At 70.8% G+C, this 15,193-nt stretch carries 15 protein-coding genes; 7 read left to right on the forward strand and 8 right to left on the reverse strand.

Features of this window, described 5'->3' with window-relative positions:
- The first annotated feature begins 30 nt into the window (after positions 1 to 30).
- Positions 31 to 402, forward strand: a complete 372-nt coding sequence (locus ACFYZZ_RS27590) for a hypothetical protein (protein ID WP_389181202.1) — start codon at positions 31 to 33, stop codon at positions 400 to 402.
- 282 nt (positions 403 to 684) lie between these two features.
- On the opposite strand, the gene ACFYZZ_RS27595 is transcribed toward ACFYZZ_RS27590, so the two are convergent.
- Genes ACFYZZ_RS27595 through ACFYZZ_RS27605 form a run of 3 tightly spaced genes read right to left on the reverse strand, consistent with a single transcriptional unit; the run spans position 685 to position 3,758 of the window.
- Entirely contained in the window at positions 685 to 1,818 is a 1,134-nt protein-coding gene (locus ACFYZZ_RS27595; RefSeq protein WP_389181205.1) for an Mrp/NBP35 family ATP-binding protein, read from the reverse strand.
- A 43-nt stretch (positions 1,819 to 1,861) separates the two neighbouring features.
- Positions 1,862 to 2,464, reverse strand: a complete 603-nt coding sequence (locus tag ACFYZZ_RS27600) for a DUF1003 domain-containing protein (RefSeq protein WP_386578189.1) — start codon at positions 2,462 to 2,464, stop codon at positions 1,862 to 1,864.
- Complete coding sequence (locus ACFYZZ_RS27605; protein ID WP_389181208.1) at positions 2,454 to 3,758, reverse strand: magnesium transporter MgtE N-terminal domain-containing protein; 1,305 nt, start codon at positions 3,756 to 3,758, stop codon at positions 2,454 to 2,456. The genes ACFYZZ_RS27600 and ACFYZZ_RS27605 overlap by 11 nt, the downstream gene beginning before the upstream one ends.
- Positions 3,759 to 3,948: 190 nt before the next feature.
- On the opposite strand from ACFYZZ_RS27605, the gene ACFYZZ_RS27610 reads away from it, so the two are divergent.
- A complete protein-coding gene (locus ACFYZZ_RS27610) occupies positions 3,949 to 4,689 on the forward strand; it encodes a hypothetical protein (protein ID WP_389181211.1) in 741 nt (246 codons plus the stop codon).
- A gap of 77 nt (positions 4,690 to 4,766) precedes the next feature.
- Here the strand turns inward: ACFYZZ_RS27610 and ACFYZZ_RS27615 are convergent, their stop codons facing one another.
- Positions 4,767 to 5,279, reverse strand: a complete 513-nt coding sequence (locus tag ACFYZZ_RS27615) for a hypothetical protein (RefSeq protein WP_389181213.1) — start codon at positions 5,277 to 5,279, stop codon at positions 4,767 to 4,769.
- A 23-nt stretch (positions 5,280 to 5,302) separates the two neighbouring features.
- The gene (locus tag ACFYZZ_RS27620) at positions 5,303 to 6,433 is read right to left on the reverse strand and encodes a magnesium and cobalt transport protein CorA (RefSeq protein WP_389181216.1); all 1,131 of its coding nucleotides are present in this window, start codon (positions 6,431 to 6,433) and stop codon (positions 5,303 to 5,305) included.
- A 458-nt stretch (positions 6,434 to 6,891) separates the two neighbouring features.
- Here ACFYZZ_RS27620 and ACFYZZ_RS27625 point away from each other — a divergent pair, with 458 nt between their 5' ends.
- The 4 genes from ACFYZZ_RS27625 to ACFYZZ_RS27640 all read left to right on the forward strand — a co-directional run bounded on the left by ACFYZZ_RS27625 (position 6,892) and on the right by ACFYZZ_RS27640 (position 10,043).
- Complete coding sequence (locus tag ACFYZZ_RS27625) at positions 6,892 to 7,476, forward strand: suppressor of fused domain protein (protein WP_389181219.1); 585 nt, start codon at positions 6,892 to 6,894, stop codon at positions 7,474 to 7,476.
- A gap of 173 nt (positions 7,477 to 7,649) precedes the next feature.
- A complete protein-coding gene (locus ACFYZZ_RS27630; protein WP_386578195.1) occupies positions 7,650 to 8,291 on the forward strand; it encodes a DUF6758 family protein in 642 nt (213 codons plus the stop codon).
- Positions 8,292 to 8,507: 216 nt separating this feature from the next.
- Positions 8,508 to 9,365, forward strand: coding sequence for a PHP domain-containing protein (locus ACFYZZ_RS27635; protein WP_389181222.1), 858 nt, complete (start codon positions 8,508 to 8,510; stop codon positions 9,363 to 9,365).
- 72 nt (positions 9,366 to 9,437) lie between these two features.
- Entirely contained in the window at positions 9,438 to 10,043 is a 606-nt protein-coding gene (locus ACFYZZ_RS27640) for a MarC family protein (RefSeq protein ID WP_386578197.1), read from the forward strand.
- Positions 10,044 to 10,087: 44 nt separating this feature from the next.
- On the opposite strand, the gene ACFYZZ_RS27645 is transcribed toward ACFYZZ_RS27640, so the two are convergent.
- Positions 10,088 to 10,240 (reverse strand): hypothetical protein, encoded by a 153-nt coding sequence (locus ACFYZZ_RS27645; protein ID WP_389181225.1) that lies wholly within the window; start codon positions 10,238 to 10,240, stop codon positions 10,088 to 10,090.
- A gap of 206 nt (positions 10,241 to 10,446) precedes the next feature.
- On the opposite strand from ACFYZZ_RS27645, the gene ACFYZZ_RS27650 reads away from it, so the two are divergent.
- On the forward strand, positions 10,447 to 11,343 hold the full coding sequence (locus ACFYZZ_RS27650; protein WP_386578198.1) for an NYN domain-containing protein: 897 nt from the start codon (positions 10,447 to 10,449) through the stop codon (positions 11,341 to 11,343).
- Positions 11,344 to 11,369: 26 nt separating this feature from the next.
- Here ACFYZZ_RS27650 and ACFYZZ_RS27655 read toward each other — a convergent pair whose 3' ends face one another.
- Positions 11,370 to 12,245 (reverse strand): alpha/beta fold hydrolase, encoded by an 876-nt coding sequence (locus ACFYZZ_RS27655; RefSeq protein ID WP_389181228.1) that lies wholly within the window; start codon positions 12,243 to 12,245, stop codon positions 11,370 to 11,372.
- A gap of 200 nt (positions 12,246 to 12,445) precedes the next feature.
- Positions 12,446 to 14,992: a DEAD/DEAH box helicase gene (locus ACFYZZ_RS27660; RefSeq protein ID WP_389181890.1), complete on the reverse strand. Its 2,547-nt coding sequence runs from the start codon at positions 14,990 to 14,992 to the stop codon at positions 12,446 to 12,448.
- Positions 14,993 to 15,193: the final 201 nt, after the last annotated feature.

A 15,193-nucleotide genomic window follows, 5' to 3' on the forward strand; every position in this document is an offset into this window, starting at 1 on the left:
TTGCCCTAGGGACGAAAGGAACCACGACACGTGTCGGATGTCGTCATCCCGGCAGAGTTGCCGGAGGACGAGGAACAGCCCTCGGAACAGGCCGAGGTTCGCATCTGGACCAGTCAGGACGAGCCGCCGGAGGTGCCCACGCAGGGCGCTTCGGCTAGCTTCAAGATCGAGAAGCTGGGCGCGGAGGGCGGGATCGAGGTCCCACCCGAGCATGCCGGGCAGCTGATCGCCATATCCCCGCTGATGCTGGGCATGGTCAGCTCCGCAGCTGGACCGATCATCCTGCTGAGCACCACTGCGGGCCTGGAAATGCACTGGGGCGCCAAGTTCGCTCTTGCGCTGATCCTGGCGGTCATCCCGATCGTCTACGTGCTCCTCGGCGACCGGCGCGACGAGACCTGATCTCGAAGCGCACCCCCAGCCCCTTCTCAAGTACGTGCGCCACCCAGTGCCGGGCCTTGGTTCTCCAGGGCCCGGCACTTACAGTTTCGCGCCACGGATGTCGTACAACAGGGAAGCACCGCAACCGCGGCAGCCCAGACCGAGTTGATCCACTCGTTCTCCGGGCCGTCTCCGGGCCGTGCGAGGGCGCTCAGTGATAACCAACGATGACAGACGGCAACGGCTCCGCCGCTGGTCAGAGGGATGACCGGCGGGGGAGCCGCAGTTCACAGATCTGCGATTTCAGAACTTGTTCTTCGGAGTGATCCCCAGCGACAGGCCCGACAGCCCCCGCTGGCGGCCGCCCAGCTTGCCCGCGATCGCTCGCAGGGCCGAGCCCGCCGGGGACTCCGGGTCCGTCAGGACGACCGGCTTGCCCTCGTCGCCGCCCTCGCGCAGGCGGACGTCGATGGGGATGTTGCCGAGGACGGGGACCGTCGCGCCCGTGGTGCGGGTCAGGCCGTCCGCCACCAGCTGGCCGCCGCCCGTGCCGAAGACGTCGACCATCTCGCCGCAGTGCGGGCAGGGCAGGCCGGACATGTTCTCGACCACGCCGACGATCTTCTGGTGGGTCTGGACGGCGATGGCGCCGGCCCGCTCGGCCACCTCGGCCGCGGCCTGCTGAGGCGTCGTGACGACCAGGATCTCGGCGTTCGGGACGAGCTGGGCGACGGAGATCGCGATGTCACCGGTGCCGGGCGGGAGGTCCAGGAGCAGGACGTCGAGGTCGCCCCAGTAGACGTCCGCGAGGAACTGCTGCAGCGCGCGGTGCAGCATCGGGCCGCGCCAGACGACGGGGGCGTTGCCGGGGGTGAACATGCCGATGGAGATGACCTTCACGCCGTTCGCGGACGGCGGCATGATCATGTTCTCGACCTGGGTCGGACGACCGTCAGCGCCCAGCATGCGCGGCACCGAGTGGCCGTAGATGTCGGCGTCGACCACGCCCACCTTGAGGCCGTCGGCGGCCATCGCCGCCGCCAGGTTGACCGTCACCGAGGACTTGCCGACGCCGCCCTTGCCGGAGGCGACCGCGTAGACCCGGGTGAGGTTGCCCGGCTTGGCGAACGGGACCTCGCGCTCGGCCTGGCCGCCGCGCAGGGCCGACGCCAGCTCCTTGCGCTGCTCGTCGCTCATCACGTCCAGCGTGACGTCGACCCGGGTGACGCCCTCGACCCGGGAGACCGCCTCGGTCACCCGCTGGGTGATCGTGTCGCGCATGGGGCAGCCGGAGACGGTCAGGTAGACGGTCACCGCGACCGCGCCGTCCGCGCTGATCTCCACCGATTTGACCATCCCCAGTTCGGTGATGGGTCGGTTGATCTCGGGGTCGTTCACCGTCGCCAGTGCCTCGCGCACCGCGTCTTCCGTAGCCATAAGGACGATGGTACGGCGCGCCGAGGGGCCTCCGGGTAGCCCCTCAGCGGTCGTCTGCGTCACGTCCTGGCGACCGTTCTGTCCGTTCCGCCGGGAATACGACATGGCCGTCGTGGCGTCGTCGCTCCTCCAGCTCCTTGATCAGGTCCTGCAGCTCGGAGCGGATCCAGTCGCGGGTGGCCACCTCGCCGAGACCCATCCGCAGCGTGGCGATCTCCCGGGTCAGGTACTCGGTGTCGGCGATGGACCGCTCGTTCTGCTTGCGGTCCTGTTCGAGGTTGACCCGGTCGCGGTCGTCCTGCCTGTTCTGCGCGAGCAGGATCAGCGGGGCCGCGTAGGAGGCCTGCAGCGACAGCATCAGGGTCAGGAAGATGAACGGGTAGTTGTCGAAGCGCAGGACGGCCGGCGCGAAGATGTTCCACACCACCCACAGGATGATGACGACCGTCATCCAGACGATGAAGCGTCCCGTGCCCAGGAAGCGGGCGATCTTCTCCGACAGCCGGCCGAAGGCCTCCGGGTCCCACTCGGGCAGGATCCGGCGCCGGGGCGGGCGCGGCTGGTCCAGGCGGGGCGTGCGGTGCCGGGTGGCGGCCGTGGCGCCCACCGGGGTGCGCTCGCGGGTGCTCTCACGCTCAGGAGCCATGCGTACTCGCCCCCTCACTCGCCGCCCCGTTCTCCTCGTTCAGATGGAACTCCGTCTCCCGCCAGTCCTCGGGCAGCATGTGGTCGAGGACGTCGTCCACGGTCACCGCCCCGAGCAGCGCACCGGACTCGTCCACCACGGGCGCGGCGACCATGTCGTACGTCGCGAAGAACCCGGCGATGACCGGCAGCGTGGCGTCGGGGTCCAGGGGCTGCAGATCGTCGTCGACCAGCGAGCTGACCAGGGTGTACGGGGGGTCGCGCAGCAGCCGCTGGAAGTGCACGGTGCCCAGGTACTTGCCGGTCGGGGTCTCGTCGGGCGGCCGGCAGACGTACACCTGGGCGGCCAGGGCGGGGGAGAGGTCAGGGTTGCGGACCCGGGCGAGCGCGTCGGCGACGGTGGCGTCCGGGCGCAGCACGATCGGCTCGGTCGTCATCAGACCGCCCGCGGTGTGCTCCTCGTACGACATCAGGCGCCGCATCTCCGCCGCGTCGGCGGGCTGCATCAGGCTGAGCAGCCGCTCCTTGTCCTCCTCCGGCAGTTCGGAGAGCAGGTCGGCCGCGTCGTCGGGGTCCATGGCCTCCAGGACGTCGGCCGCGCGCTCCTCCTTCAGCTTGCCGAGGATCTCGATCTGATCGTCCTCCGGCAGCTCCTCCAGGACGTCGGCGAGGCGGTCGTCGTCCAGGGCGGCGGCGACCTCGGCGCGCCGCTTGGCGGAGAGATGGTGCAGGACGTTGGCGAGGTCGGCGGGGCGCAGCTGCTCGAAGGTGGCGAGCAGGCTCTCCGCGCCCTGCCCGTGCTCCTCCAGGGAGAAGCCGGTGACGGCCGACCACTCCACGGTCAGCGTCTCGCCCTTGGCCCGCCGGAAGGCGCCGCCCTTCTTCCCCTTCCGGACGAAGACCCGGTCGACCTCCCAGTCCCGGCGGGCGGGCAGCTGCTGCACGGACACGTCGAGGACGGTGACCTCCTCGCCGGTCTCCACCAGCGTCACCCGCCGGTCCAGCAGCTCCCCGAAGACCAGCCGCTCGGTCGGCCGCTGCTCGAAGCGGCGGACGTTGAGCACACCGGTGGTGATGACCTGCCCGGACTCGATGCCGGTGACCCGGGTCATGGGCAGGAAGATACGGCGCCGGGTGGACAGTTCGACGACCAGCCCGAGGACGCGCGGAGGCCGTCGCCCGACGCGCAGCATGACGACCAGTTCGCGTACGCGACCGACCTGGTCGCCGGTCGGATCGAAGACGGGAACCCCGGCGAGGTGCGAGACGAAGATCCGGGGGGCGCCGGCTGCCATGGCTGTGCTTCCTTTGCTTGCATTGCGTGGGAATTGCTGTTTTCTGCCCGCTCGCGTGCGCTTCAGGCTAGCCCGTACCGATCGGATACGCCCTGGTGGGCGGTCCGGACGGACTGGCTCCGCCGGGCGGGTGGGGCCCCGGTACGCTGCGGTACGCCGCTCAGGACTCGGCAGAAAGGCAGCGTCACCTGTGACTGCGAATCCCCAGGGCCGTACCCGCCGGGCCACGCTGCTGAGCGCGGCATGCGCACTGGCCGTGACGGGAGCGATGGTGCTGACGGGGTGCAGCAGCAGCGAGGACCCGGACGCGGGGACCAACGGGGTCGGCAAGCTGTCCCCGGACCAGATCCAGACGAAGACCCGGGCCGCGGCGGACGCGGCGCCCGCGGTACGGCTGTCCGGGACCGTGGTCACCAGCGGCCGTACGTACAAGCTGGACATGCGGCTGAAGGCCGACGGCGGCACCGGCTCGGTCACGTCCCAGGGGGCGACGTTCGGCCTGCTGCGGGTCGGCAAGCAGCTGTATCTGAAGGCCGACGCGGACTTCTGGAGCCATGGCGGCGACACCGGGGCGGCCGGCAAGCTCAACGGCAAGTACGTCAAGGTGCCGCAGGGCGATCCCGCGTACAAGAAGTTCAGCGGCTTCACGGACAAGGCTGTCCTCCTCGACGGTCTGCTGACCCTGCACGGCAAGCTGGCGACGGACGGCCACCACGACCAGTCCGGCACCCGCACCATCCGCATCACCGGCGACGCCGGCTCCGGCGGCACCCTCGACGTCTCCCTCCAGGGCAAGCCGTATCCCCTGCGCCTGGTCCGTGCCGGCAGCGCAGGAACGCTCAGCTTCTCGGACTGGGGCAAGGACTTCACCGTGACCGAGCCCGCGAAGTCGGAGACGGTGGACTACGGCAAGCAGCTGCCGACGTCGTAGATCACCCGACCCCGCCGCAACGGCGATCAGTCACGACGTACGTGTCCGCCGGGGCCGAACCCTGCTCGGCCCCGGCGCTACTTCTTCCGGCGCCTGGCCAGCAGCCGGGGCAGTCCCGCCGGGATCGGCTGACGGGTGGTGGCCGGAGTCGGCAACGGTCGTTCCGCCAGGCTGCCGGCAGGCAACGGCACCGAAGCCCCCGTCGGCACCAGGCGGAGCACCCGGCACTCGCGCGCCCAGCGCCGCGGCATCTCCTCGCCGTCGGGGGCGTTGAGCCGCTTCCCCTTCAGCTCGGCCACCGCCGCCTCCCACTCCGGTGAGCCGGAGGCCAGCTCGGACACGGTCGCCGACCAGCTGACCAGCCGGCCCCCCTTGTCCTTGCTGCGCACGGTCACCTCGGCCGAGCCGCCGTCGGTGAGGCCGGGCAGCGGCTGCTCTCCGGGCCCGTCGCCGACCAGGCACACCGCACCCTCGTGCCACACGTGCCACAGTGCACGCGCGGCCGGGGCGTCGGCACCCCTGACCCAGATGAGGCCGGACTTCTTGCTGGCCTCCTCGATGAGGGCCAGGTCGAGCAGCTCGCTTGTCATGCGCCCAGCCTATCCAGGCCCGCTCACAGCCAGCCGTTGCGCTTCAGCGTGCGGTGGATGCCCAGACACAGTGCGACCGTGATCCCCATGATCACCGGGTAGCCGTACTTCCAGTGCAGCTCGGGCATGTACTTGAAGTTCATGCCGTACACCCCGCACACCATCGTCGGTACGGCGATGATCGCGGCCCAGGCGGTGATCTTGCGCATGTCCTCGTTCTGCGCGACGGACGCCTGCGCCAGGTTGGCCTGGAGGATGGAGTTGAGCAGCTCGTCGAAGCCCACGACCTGCTCCTGAACCCGGGCGAGGTGGTCGGCGACGTCCCGGAAGTACTTCTGGATGTCCGGGTCGACCAGCCGCATCGGCCGCTCGCTCAGCAGCTGCATCGGCCGCAGCAGCGGAGCCACCGCCCGCTTGAACTCCAGTACCTCACGCTTGAGTTGGTAGATCCGCGCCGAGTCCACACCACGCGAGACACCGCCCCGGCGGCCCGGTGAGAAGACCTCGGTCTCCACCTCGTCGATGTCGTCCTGCACCGCGTCGGCGACCGCGATGTAGCCGTCCACGACATGGTCGGCGATGGAGTGCAGCACGGCCGAGGGGCCCTTCGCGAGCAGCTCGGGGTCGTCCTGCAGCCGGTGGCGCAGCGCCCGCAGGGAACCCTGGCCGCCGTGCCGGACGGTGATGAAGAAGTCCCCGCCGGTGAAGCACATGACCTCGCCGGTCTCGACGACCTCGCTGGTGGCGGTGAGCCGGTCGTGCTCGACGTAGTGGATGGTCTTGAAGACGGTGAAGAGTGAGTCGTCGTACCGCTCCAGCTTGGGCCGCTGGTGGGCCTGGACCGCGTCCTCGACGGCCAGCGGGTGCAGCCCGAACTCGCGGGCGATACCGGCGAATTCCGCCTCGGTCGGCTCGTGCAGACCGATCCACACGAACCCGCCGTCGCGGCGCACCTGCCGCATCGCCTCCTGCGGGGTCAGCGGCCCCGCGCTCTGCACCCGGGCGCCGTCGCGGTAGACCGCGCAGTCGACGACGGCCGAGGGCGTGGCCGGGTCACGCGTGGTGTCGTACGAGGCGCTCGTGCTCGTCGTCTTGCGCAGCGATTCACGCGACGACGGACGGACCACGGCACGCAGGTCGCGGATCATCGACATGGGCAGGCTCCTTCGCAGGCGGGCAGCGAAAGCGCACGGCAACGGGTGGAACTACCCGGAATGGGGACGTCCTGACTGCGGATGTTTGGCACGTCCACAAAGCGGGGAGCACCGCACCGTCGCGGTGGCGGCTTCGCTACTGATGCAGAACTGATTCAGGTCAGACAGATCAGGCAAAGCGAAACGAAGTGCTCTTCCGAACGAAGACGCAAACGGGAAGGCGGCAGCCAGCCAGGAACTAGATCAGCAGCCGGAAGAGCGAGTGGTACTACCAGGTCGACTTCGATCCATGACAGCCCCACCTCCTCCGGCCGGTCCCTCGTAAGGGAGTCTCATCGGCGTCGGGACTTGATAGCGACGCTTCTGCGTGCTGCCCCGAACCACCGGCTCAGCGTAGCAGCAGCCCATAGTGTCAAGGCGCCGCTTTGCCCGCTGCTGACGAGTTCTATGCTCACCGCATGGTTGATGTTCTTCCTCTGGTCGAGGCCCGGTTGACCACCGCGCTGGGCGCGCCGGACGCGCGGGCCGCGGTCACATTCCTCGGTACGGACCGCATCGAGGTGCTCCGTTTCCAGGAGGGGGACGTGGTCCGCTACGCCACGCTCGGCATGTCCGTGCACCCCATGACGGACCCCACGGCGATGCTCGCCGACCCCGTCAAGGGCCCCCGCGCCGAGCTGGTCCTGTCGGTCCGCGCGGGCCTCGCGGAGACCGACAAGGTGCTCCGTCCGCTCGCCGTACTCGCCGCGTCCCCGCAGGTGGAGGGTCTGGTGGTGACCCCCGGCGCCTCCCTGGACGTCGGCGATCCGCTGTGGCCCGGCGCCCCCTTCACCTCGGTCCTGGTCGGCGAACCCGGCGGCCTCGTCGAGGATCTGGAGCTGGACGATCCGATGGATCCCGTGCAGTTCCTGCCGCTGCTGCCGATGACAGCGAACGAGGCCGCCTGGAAGCGGGTGCACGGCGCCCAGGCCCTCCAGGAGCGCTGGCTCTCGAACGGCACGGACCTGAGGGACCCCGCCCGCAGGTCCGTCCCGCTCGACTGACCCGGAGTGACCGATCTCACCAACACAAGGCTGGAATCGGCCAGTTGGCAAAGATGGTGACACCGTCCTCGGCGGTGCGCGCCGCGCCCGGATGCCTGTCCTTCGCGAGGTGCGTGCGCCGGTCGGGTGATCGTCCTTGACGTAACGGGACGGGGGTAGGACCGTGGAGCTCTATGAGGGGCGAACCCAGTTGCCCGAAGTGTGGTGGCCGGGTCAGGGCTCCCGGTCTCTTCGCCGATTCCTGGCAGTGTGATGCGCACGGGACGGTGCACCCGGTGCAGCCCGTGGTCCCGCCCAGCGTCGAGGCGCTCAACGTCGTGGTGCACCGCACACAGGTTCCGGTGTGGATGCCGTGGCCACTGCCGGTCGGGTGGCTGTTCACCGGTGTGGCCTATGCGGGGGACGACCGCAGCGGCGGCCGTGCCACCGCCGTGGCCTGCTCCGGTCCCGGCCCGCTCGGCGGCATGGGCGAGCTGATCCTGGTCGCCGAGGAGCTCGGCGTCGGCCTCGGCGCGCGGTACGCCGGTATCGACGGCCCCGACCCGGGGGCGTACATGAACGTCGAGAAACCGCCCCAGGCCAAGGTCCTGGCCGCCGGCCGCCCGACCCCGCTCTGGCATGTCTATCGCACCCCCGACGACCGGGCCGTCTTCGCCGGTGAGGCGCTCGGAATGTGGCTGTGGGCGGTGATGTGGCCCGAGCAGGCCGGCCTGCTCATGTATGACGAGCTGGTGCTGACGGATCTGCGGCAGGCGGGGGCGGAGCTGGATCTGGTGCCGTGCGGGGCGCTTTCGCCGCGCTTGCTTCAGCCGTAGAGACCGTAGGGGCTGAGGTTCGTGGGTGCCTGCGGGTCCGTCGTGGCTGGTCGCGCCCACGCGGCGGAGCCGCATCTCGATACAGCCCCGCGCCCCTTTGGCGGCTGCGCCGCCATGTAGGGGGTGCATCCCGGGTGCGGGTGTGACAGGGCATCCCTTCGCGACCGCTATCCTTAGGTGTCCCCTTCCGTCCCGTCACCGCCTGGAGTTCGTGTCGTGCGTATCGATCTGCACTGCCACTCCACGGCTTCCGACGGTACGGACACCCCGGCCGAGCTGGTGCGCAATGCCGCTGCCGCCGGGCTGGACGTCGTCGCGCTGACCGACCATGACACCACTCGTGGGTACGCCGAGGCGATCGCCGCGGTGCCCGAGGGGCTCATTCTGGTGACCGGCGCCGAGCTGTCCTGCCGTATCGACGGCATCTCCATGCACATGCTGGCCTACCTCTTCGACCCCGAGGAGCCCGCCCTGCTCGCCGAGCGGGAGCTGGTCCGGGACGACCGGGTGCCGCGGGCGCAGGGCATGGTCGCCAAGCTGAACGCGCTGGGCGTGCCGGTCACCTGGGAGCAGGTCGAGCGGATCGCCGCCGGCGGTTCCGTGGGGCGTCCGCATGTCGCGACCGCGCTCGTCGAGCTGGGCGTCGTGCCCACGGTGAGCGACGCGTTCACCGAGGAGTGGCTGGCCGACGGCGGCCGGGCCTTCGTGGAGAAGCACGAGACCGACCCCTTCGAGGCGATCCGGCTGATCAAGGGCGCGGGCGGCGTGGCCGTCTTCGCGCACCCGGCCGCCGCCAAGCGCGGCCGCACGGTGCCGGAGTCCGCGATCGCCGAGATGGCCGCAGCCGGCCTGGACGGCATCGAGGTCGACCACATGGACCACGACCTCGACGCCCGGGAGCGCCTGCGGGGCCTCGCGAAGGAGCTGGGGCTGCTGGTCACGGGGTCCTCGGACTACCACGGCAGCCGCAAGACCGTGTCGCTGGGCGAGTACACGACGGACCCCGAGGTGTACGGGGAGATCATCCGGCGGGCCACCGGCGCCTTCCCGGTGCCGGGCACCGGCGGGGCCTGAGACCCCTCAGGGGTCGACCCCGCTCCACCTCACGCCCGTTTCCCTCTCTCCTGCAAGGCCTGTACTTCCGCCATGTTCGACGTCGCCGTCTTCGGCTCTCTGTTCCTGACCCTTTTTGTCATCATGGATCCCCCCGGGATCACCCCGATCTTCCTCGCGCTGACCGCGGGGCGCCCTGCCAAGGTGCAGAAGCGGATGGCCTTCCAGGCCGTCTGTGTGGCTTTCGGGGTCATCGCCACGTTCGGCGTCCTGGGCCACCAGATCCTGAACTACCTGCACGTCTCCGTTCCCGCGCTGATGATCGCGGGTGGTCTGCTGCTTCTGCTGATTGCGCTGGACCTGCTCACCGGCAAGACCGATGAGCCGAAGCAGACCAAGGACGTGAACGTCGCCCTCGTGCCGCTGGGCATGCCGCTGCTGGCGGGGCCCGGTGCCATCGTGTCCGTGATCCTGGCCGTGCAGAAGGCCGACAGTGTGGCCACGCAGGTCTCGGTGTGGTCCGCGATCCTCGCGATCCACGTCGTGCTGTGGCTGGTGATGCGTTACTCGCTGCTGATCATCCGGGTCATCAAGGACGGCGGCGTGGTCCTCGTGACGCGGCTCGCGGGCATGATGCTCTCCGCGATCGCGGTGCAGCAGATCATCAACGGTGTCACTCAGGTGATCCGGGGGAGCTGAGACGTGGGCTCGGCTCCCCCGGAAAGCTTGAGTGGCGTTCCGTGTTACGAGGCCGGGGTCTCGGCCGGGCGGATCCACAGGCGCTGTCCGATGGCGGCGGCCTGCTGAACGATCCCGTTGACGGAGGCGGCGTCCACGACGGTGCTGTCCACGGTGGTGCCGTTGACCTCGTCGAGTCGCATGATTTCGAAGCGCATGTGGCTTCTCCCTTCGTCTGGTCATCCTCCAGAGGAGAACTACTGGTGTGTCCTGCTGTCGTAGGTAGTCAACGGCATGCGTGTTACAAACATTCCCTACGCTAAAGAAATTTTTCGAACGCCTAATTACCGACCGGTAGGTGGGACGCGTGGGACCGACCGGGACCGGTTGTGTTCGTAGCGTGACCGCCGGGACAATGGAAGCGATGAACGACGACCTGGCGGCCCTCGCCGCCCGTATCGACCACACCAACGAGCTGCTGCAGCGCATGCTCGCCGAGGTGGCGAAGACGCCCTCGACCCACGCGATCTTCGTCGACGCGGGATACCTCTACGCGGCCGCCGGTCGGCTGGTCGCCGGAACGGAGGACCGACGGGCCTTCGACCTGGACGCCGAGGGCCTCATCGAGGCACTGATCGACAAGGCCCGCACGATCTTCGCGGACAGCCGGCTGCTGCGCGTCTACTGGTACGACGGCGCCCGCCGCCGCATCCACACCGCCGAGCAGCAGTCCATCGCCGAACTGCCCGATGTCAAGGTCCGCCTCGGCAACCTCAACGCCAACAACCAGCAAAAGGGCGTCGACTCCCTCATCCGCTCCGACCTGGAGTCCCTCGCCCGCCACCGCGCGATCAGCGACGCGGCCCTGCTCGGCGGCGACGAGGACCTGGTCTCGGCGGTGGAGGCGGCCCAGGGTTACGGCGCCCGCGTCCACCTGTGGGGCATCGAAGCACCCGAAGGCCGCAACCAGGCCGAGCCGCTGCTCTGGGAGGTCGACAGCCAGCGCACCCTCGACCTGGAGTTCTTCAAGCCGTACGTCTCCCGCCGCACGGCCGCCGCCTACGAGGCCCCCGCCGGCACCCGGCCCACCCGCGAGGACGTCCGCTTCGTCGGCGCCCAGATCGCCGCGAAGTGGCTGTCCGCGCGCGGCCGCGAAGCCCTCGTCGAACTGCTCCCCGGCCACCCCTACCTGCCCGGCTCCGTCGACCAGGACCTGCTGGTCGAGGCCGAAGGGCTGCTCCAGTACTCCCTGCGCGGCCAGGCGGACCTGCGCCGCGCCCTCAGGGACGGCTTCTGGGAGCACCTGCAGACGCAGTACTAGCCCCTCCTGGGTGCCCGCCACCCGCCTCAGCCCAGGCGCTCGTCCCAGAAGTCGGCGATCGCCCGAGCCGTGGCGAGCGGGCGGTCGGTGTTGGGTGAGTGCTCGGCCCCGTCGATGACGGACCGCCGCGCCCGAAGCCGCACCGCCATCTCGTCCAGCAGCGCTGGCGGCCAGGTGTCGTCCTGCGAGCCCGACAGCACGTGGAACGGCAGCGGTACGGCGGCCAGTTCGGCGATACGATCCGGCTCGGTACACAACTGGCGCCCGGTGGCGAGGAGTTGGGCGGGCTTGTTGCCCAGCCAGCGGCGCCGCAGATCGTCCCGGCCGACCAGGCCGCCGTCGAGCTTGCCCGTGTCGGTCTCCTCGGGCGGCTCCATCGCCTGCATCGCGTCCCACACCTCCGCCATCGTCATCACGCCGAGCGCGTCCCGCAGCAGCTTCACGCGCTCCTGCTGGGAGACCGAAATCTGCGCCGGGCCCGAGGCCATCAGCGTGAGGGAGAGAAACGGCGCGTGGTCGAGCAGCACGGCCGCACGCGAGATCTGCCCGCCGAGCGAGTGCCCCAGCAGATGCACCGGCGTTCCGATCGCCGCCGCCTGTGCCAGCACGTCCCGCGCCAACTCCTCCTGCGCGTAGGCGGATTCGTCGTGCTCGGGCCCGTCCGACTCGTACTGCCCGCGGCCGTCCACGGCCACGGTCCGGTACCCGCGCTCGGCCAGCGGCACATGCAGCGGATTGAAGTCCTCCTTGCTCCCGGTGAACCCCGGCAGCAGCAGCGCGACGCCCTTCGGCTCGACCCCGTCGGCCACGGGCGCGTCGACGACGGCGAACTCACCGCGCGCGGTCCGCAGGGAGTACGCACGGGCACCGTGGGGCGGGACGAAGGTGGCAGGCCTGCTCATGAGGGAGAGGCTATCGGGCGCCGCGCGGGCGGGGCGGAGGGAGGGTGAGGCAGAGGGAGGGAGATAAGGGGATCGGGGCGATGGGGGGAGCGGGGCAAGGGGGGAGATGGGCGAGGGGGGAGAAGACCGACGGCCCGGTCCCACTGTGGTGGGCCGGGCCGTCGGGTGAGGCGGTTGTGCTTGTCCTGCGGTGGGGCCGGTCAGGCCTCGGTGGCCTCCACGGCCGCCGTCGCCTTCCGCGTCCGGCGCGGCTTCGGCGCCGTCTCCGTGGCCTCGGCCACGGGCTCCGCGGCCTTGCGGGTCCGGCGGCGCGGCTTGGCATCCGGCTCGTCGGTGGCCTGCGCCGGAATCTCCGGAGCAGCCGCCGCGGCGACGGCCTTACGGGTCCGCCGTGCCTTGGGCGCGGCGGCCACCTCTACACCGTCCACCGTGGCTTCGGCGGCGGCAGCGGCCGTCTTACGGGTGCGACGGGGCTTGACCTCAGCCTCCGTCGCCTCCGGGGCGGTGGCGGCCGTCTTGCGGGTGCGACGCGGCTTGGCCTCGGTGGCCTCGGCCGTGTCCACGGCGGCTTCGGCGGTGGCAGCGGCGGTCTTGCGGGTCCGGCGCGGCTTGGCCTCGGCCGTGTCCACGGCAGCCTCGGCGGCAGCGGCTGTCTTGCGCGTACGGCGCGGCTTGGCCTCGACGTCGGCCTCCACCGTTTCCGGGGCGGCGGCCGCGGTCTTGCGGGTGCGGCGGGGCTTGGTCGCCGGGGCGGCCTCGTCCGTGCCCTCGGCCGGCGCGACTGCCGTTTCGGCGGCGGTGGCGGCGGTCTTGCGGGTGCGGCGCGGCTTGGCCTCGGTGGCCTCGGCCGTGTCCACGGCGGTCTCGGCGGTGGCAGCGGCTGTCTTGCGGGTCCGGCGTGGCTTGGCCTCGACGTCGGCCTCCACCGTTTCCGGGGTGGCGGCGGCCGTCTTGCGGGTGCGGCGGGGCTTGGTCGCCGGGGCGGCTTCCTCGGTGCCCTCGGCCGTCGCGACTGCCGTTTCGGCGGCCGGTTCGGCCGTCTTGCGGGTACGACGGCGCGGCTTGGCCTCGGTCACCTCGGCGGCGGCCTCGGGCGCGGCCTCGGCCACGGGTGCGGCCTCGATCACCGGAGCCTCGGTCACCTGGACCTCGGCCGTCTCGGCCGACTTCCGGGTGCGGCGACGGCGCGGCTTCTCCGGGGTCTCCACCGCGGCCGGTCCCTCCGCTGTGTCCACGGCGGCCTCGGGGGTCACGGTCGCGGCAGTGGCCGGCACCGCCTCCGCCGGGGCTCCGCCGCGCATACGGCGACGGCGGCGCGGGGTGCGGGTCGCCGAAGGCTCCTCCGCGGTGCCGGTCTCGGCGGTCGGCGCCGAGGCGGTCGTAGCGGGGGAGGCGTCCAGCGCAGCACCGCCACGGGTGCGGCGGCGACGGCGCGGCGTGCGCGCCGGGCGCTCACGCTCGGTCGTGGCGGACTCGGCACGGCCGTCGCGGCCGTCGCGACCGTCGCGGCCGTCGCGACCGCCCCGGCCACCGCGACCGCGCGCACCGCGGCCACCGGTCTCGCCCAGGTCCTCGAGCTCCTCCGCGTCGAGCCCGGCGCGGGTGCGCTCGGAGCGCGGCAGAGTGCCCTTGGTGCCCTCGGGGATGCCGAGGTCCGAGAACAGGTGCGGGGAGCTGGAGTACGTCTCCACCGGGTCGTTGAACTGCAGCTCCAGCGCCTTGTTGATCAGCTGCCAGCGCGGGATGTCGTCCCAGTCGACGAACGTGATGGCCGTACCCTTCGCGCCCGCGCGGCCCGTACGGCCGATGCGGTGCAGGTACGTCTTCTCGTCCTCGGGGGACTGGTAGTTGATGACGTGGGTCACGCCCTCGACGTCGATGCCGCGCGCGGCGACGTCGGTGCAGACGAGGACGTCGACCTTGCCGTTGCGGAAGGCTCGAAGGGCCTGCTCACGGGCGCCCTGGCCGAGGTCGCCGTGGACGGCGCCGGAGGCGAAGCCGCGGCGCTGCAGCTGCTCGGCGATGTCGGCCGCCGTCCGCTTCGTACGGCAGAAGATCATCGCGAGCCCGCGGCCATCGGCCTGCAGGATGCGCGCGACCATCTCCGGCTTGTCGAGGGAGTGCGCGCGGTAGACGAACTGCTTGATGTTCGCGACCGTCGCGCCCTCGTCGTCCGGCGCGGTGGCGCGGATGTGGGTGGGCTGCGACATGTAGCGGCGCGCGAGACCGATGACCGCGCCCGGCATGGTCGCCGAGAACAGCATGGTCTGGCGCTTGGCCGGCAGCAGGTTGATGATCTTCTCGACGTCGGGCAGGAAGCCCAGGTCGAGCATCTCGTCGGCCTCGTCGAGGACCAGGCTCTTGATGTGGCTCAGGTCCAGCTTCTTCTGCCCGGCCAGGTCCAGCAGGCGGCCCGGGGTGCCGACGACCACGTCGACGCCCTTCTTCAGGGCCTCGACCTGGGGCTCGTAGGCCCGGCCGCCGTAGATCGCCGTCACGCGCACGTTACGGACCTTGCCGGCCGTCAGCAGGTCGTTGGTGACCTGGGTGCACAGCTCGCGGGTGGGGACGACGACGAGCGCCTGCGGGGCGTCGGTGAGGGCCTCGGGCCGCGCGCGGCCCGCCTCGACGTCGGCCGGGACGGTCACGCGCTCAAGGAGCGGAAGGCCGAAACCGAGCGTCTTGCCGGTACCGGTCTTGGCCTGGCCGATGACGTCCGTGCCGGAAAGGGCGACGGGGAGCGTCATCTCCTGGATGGGGAAGGGATTGATGATGCCGACGGCTTCCAGGGCCTCGGCGGTCTCGGGCAGGATTCCGAGTTCACGAAACGTCGTAGTCAGGGTTTTGCCTCTTCTGTGTGCGCGGTGCGAGGCGAGCGCGGGGGTCATGACTGACCGTGCCGGGGACGTCGGCTGCCGTACGGACGAACCACTCGGGCAAGCCGTAAG

This window comes from Streptomyces sp. NPDC001816 (genome assembly GCF_042892235.1).
Taxonomy (GTDB): Bacteria; Actinomycetota; Actinomycetes; order Streptomycetales; family Streptomycetaceae; genus Streptomyces.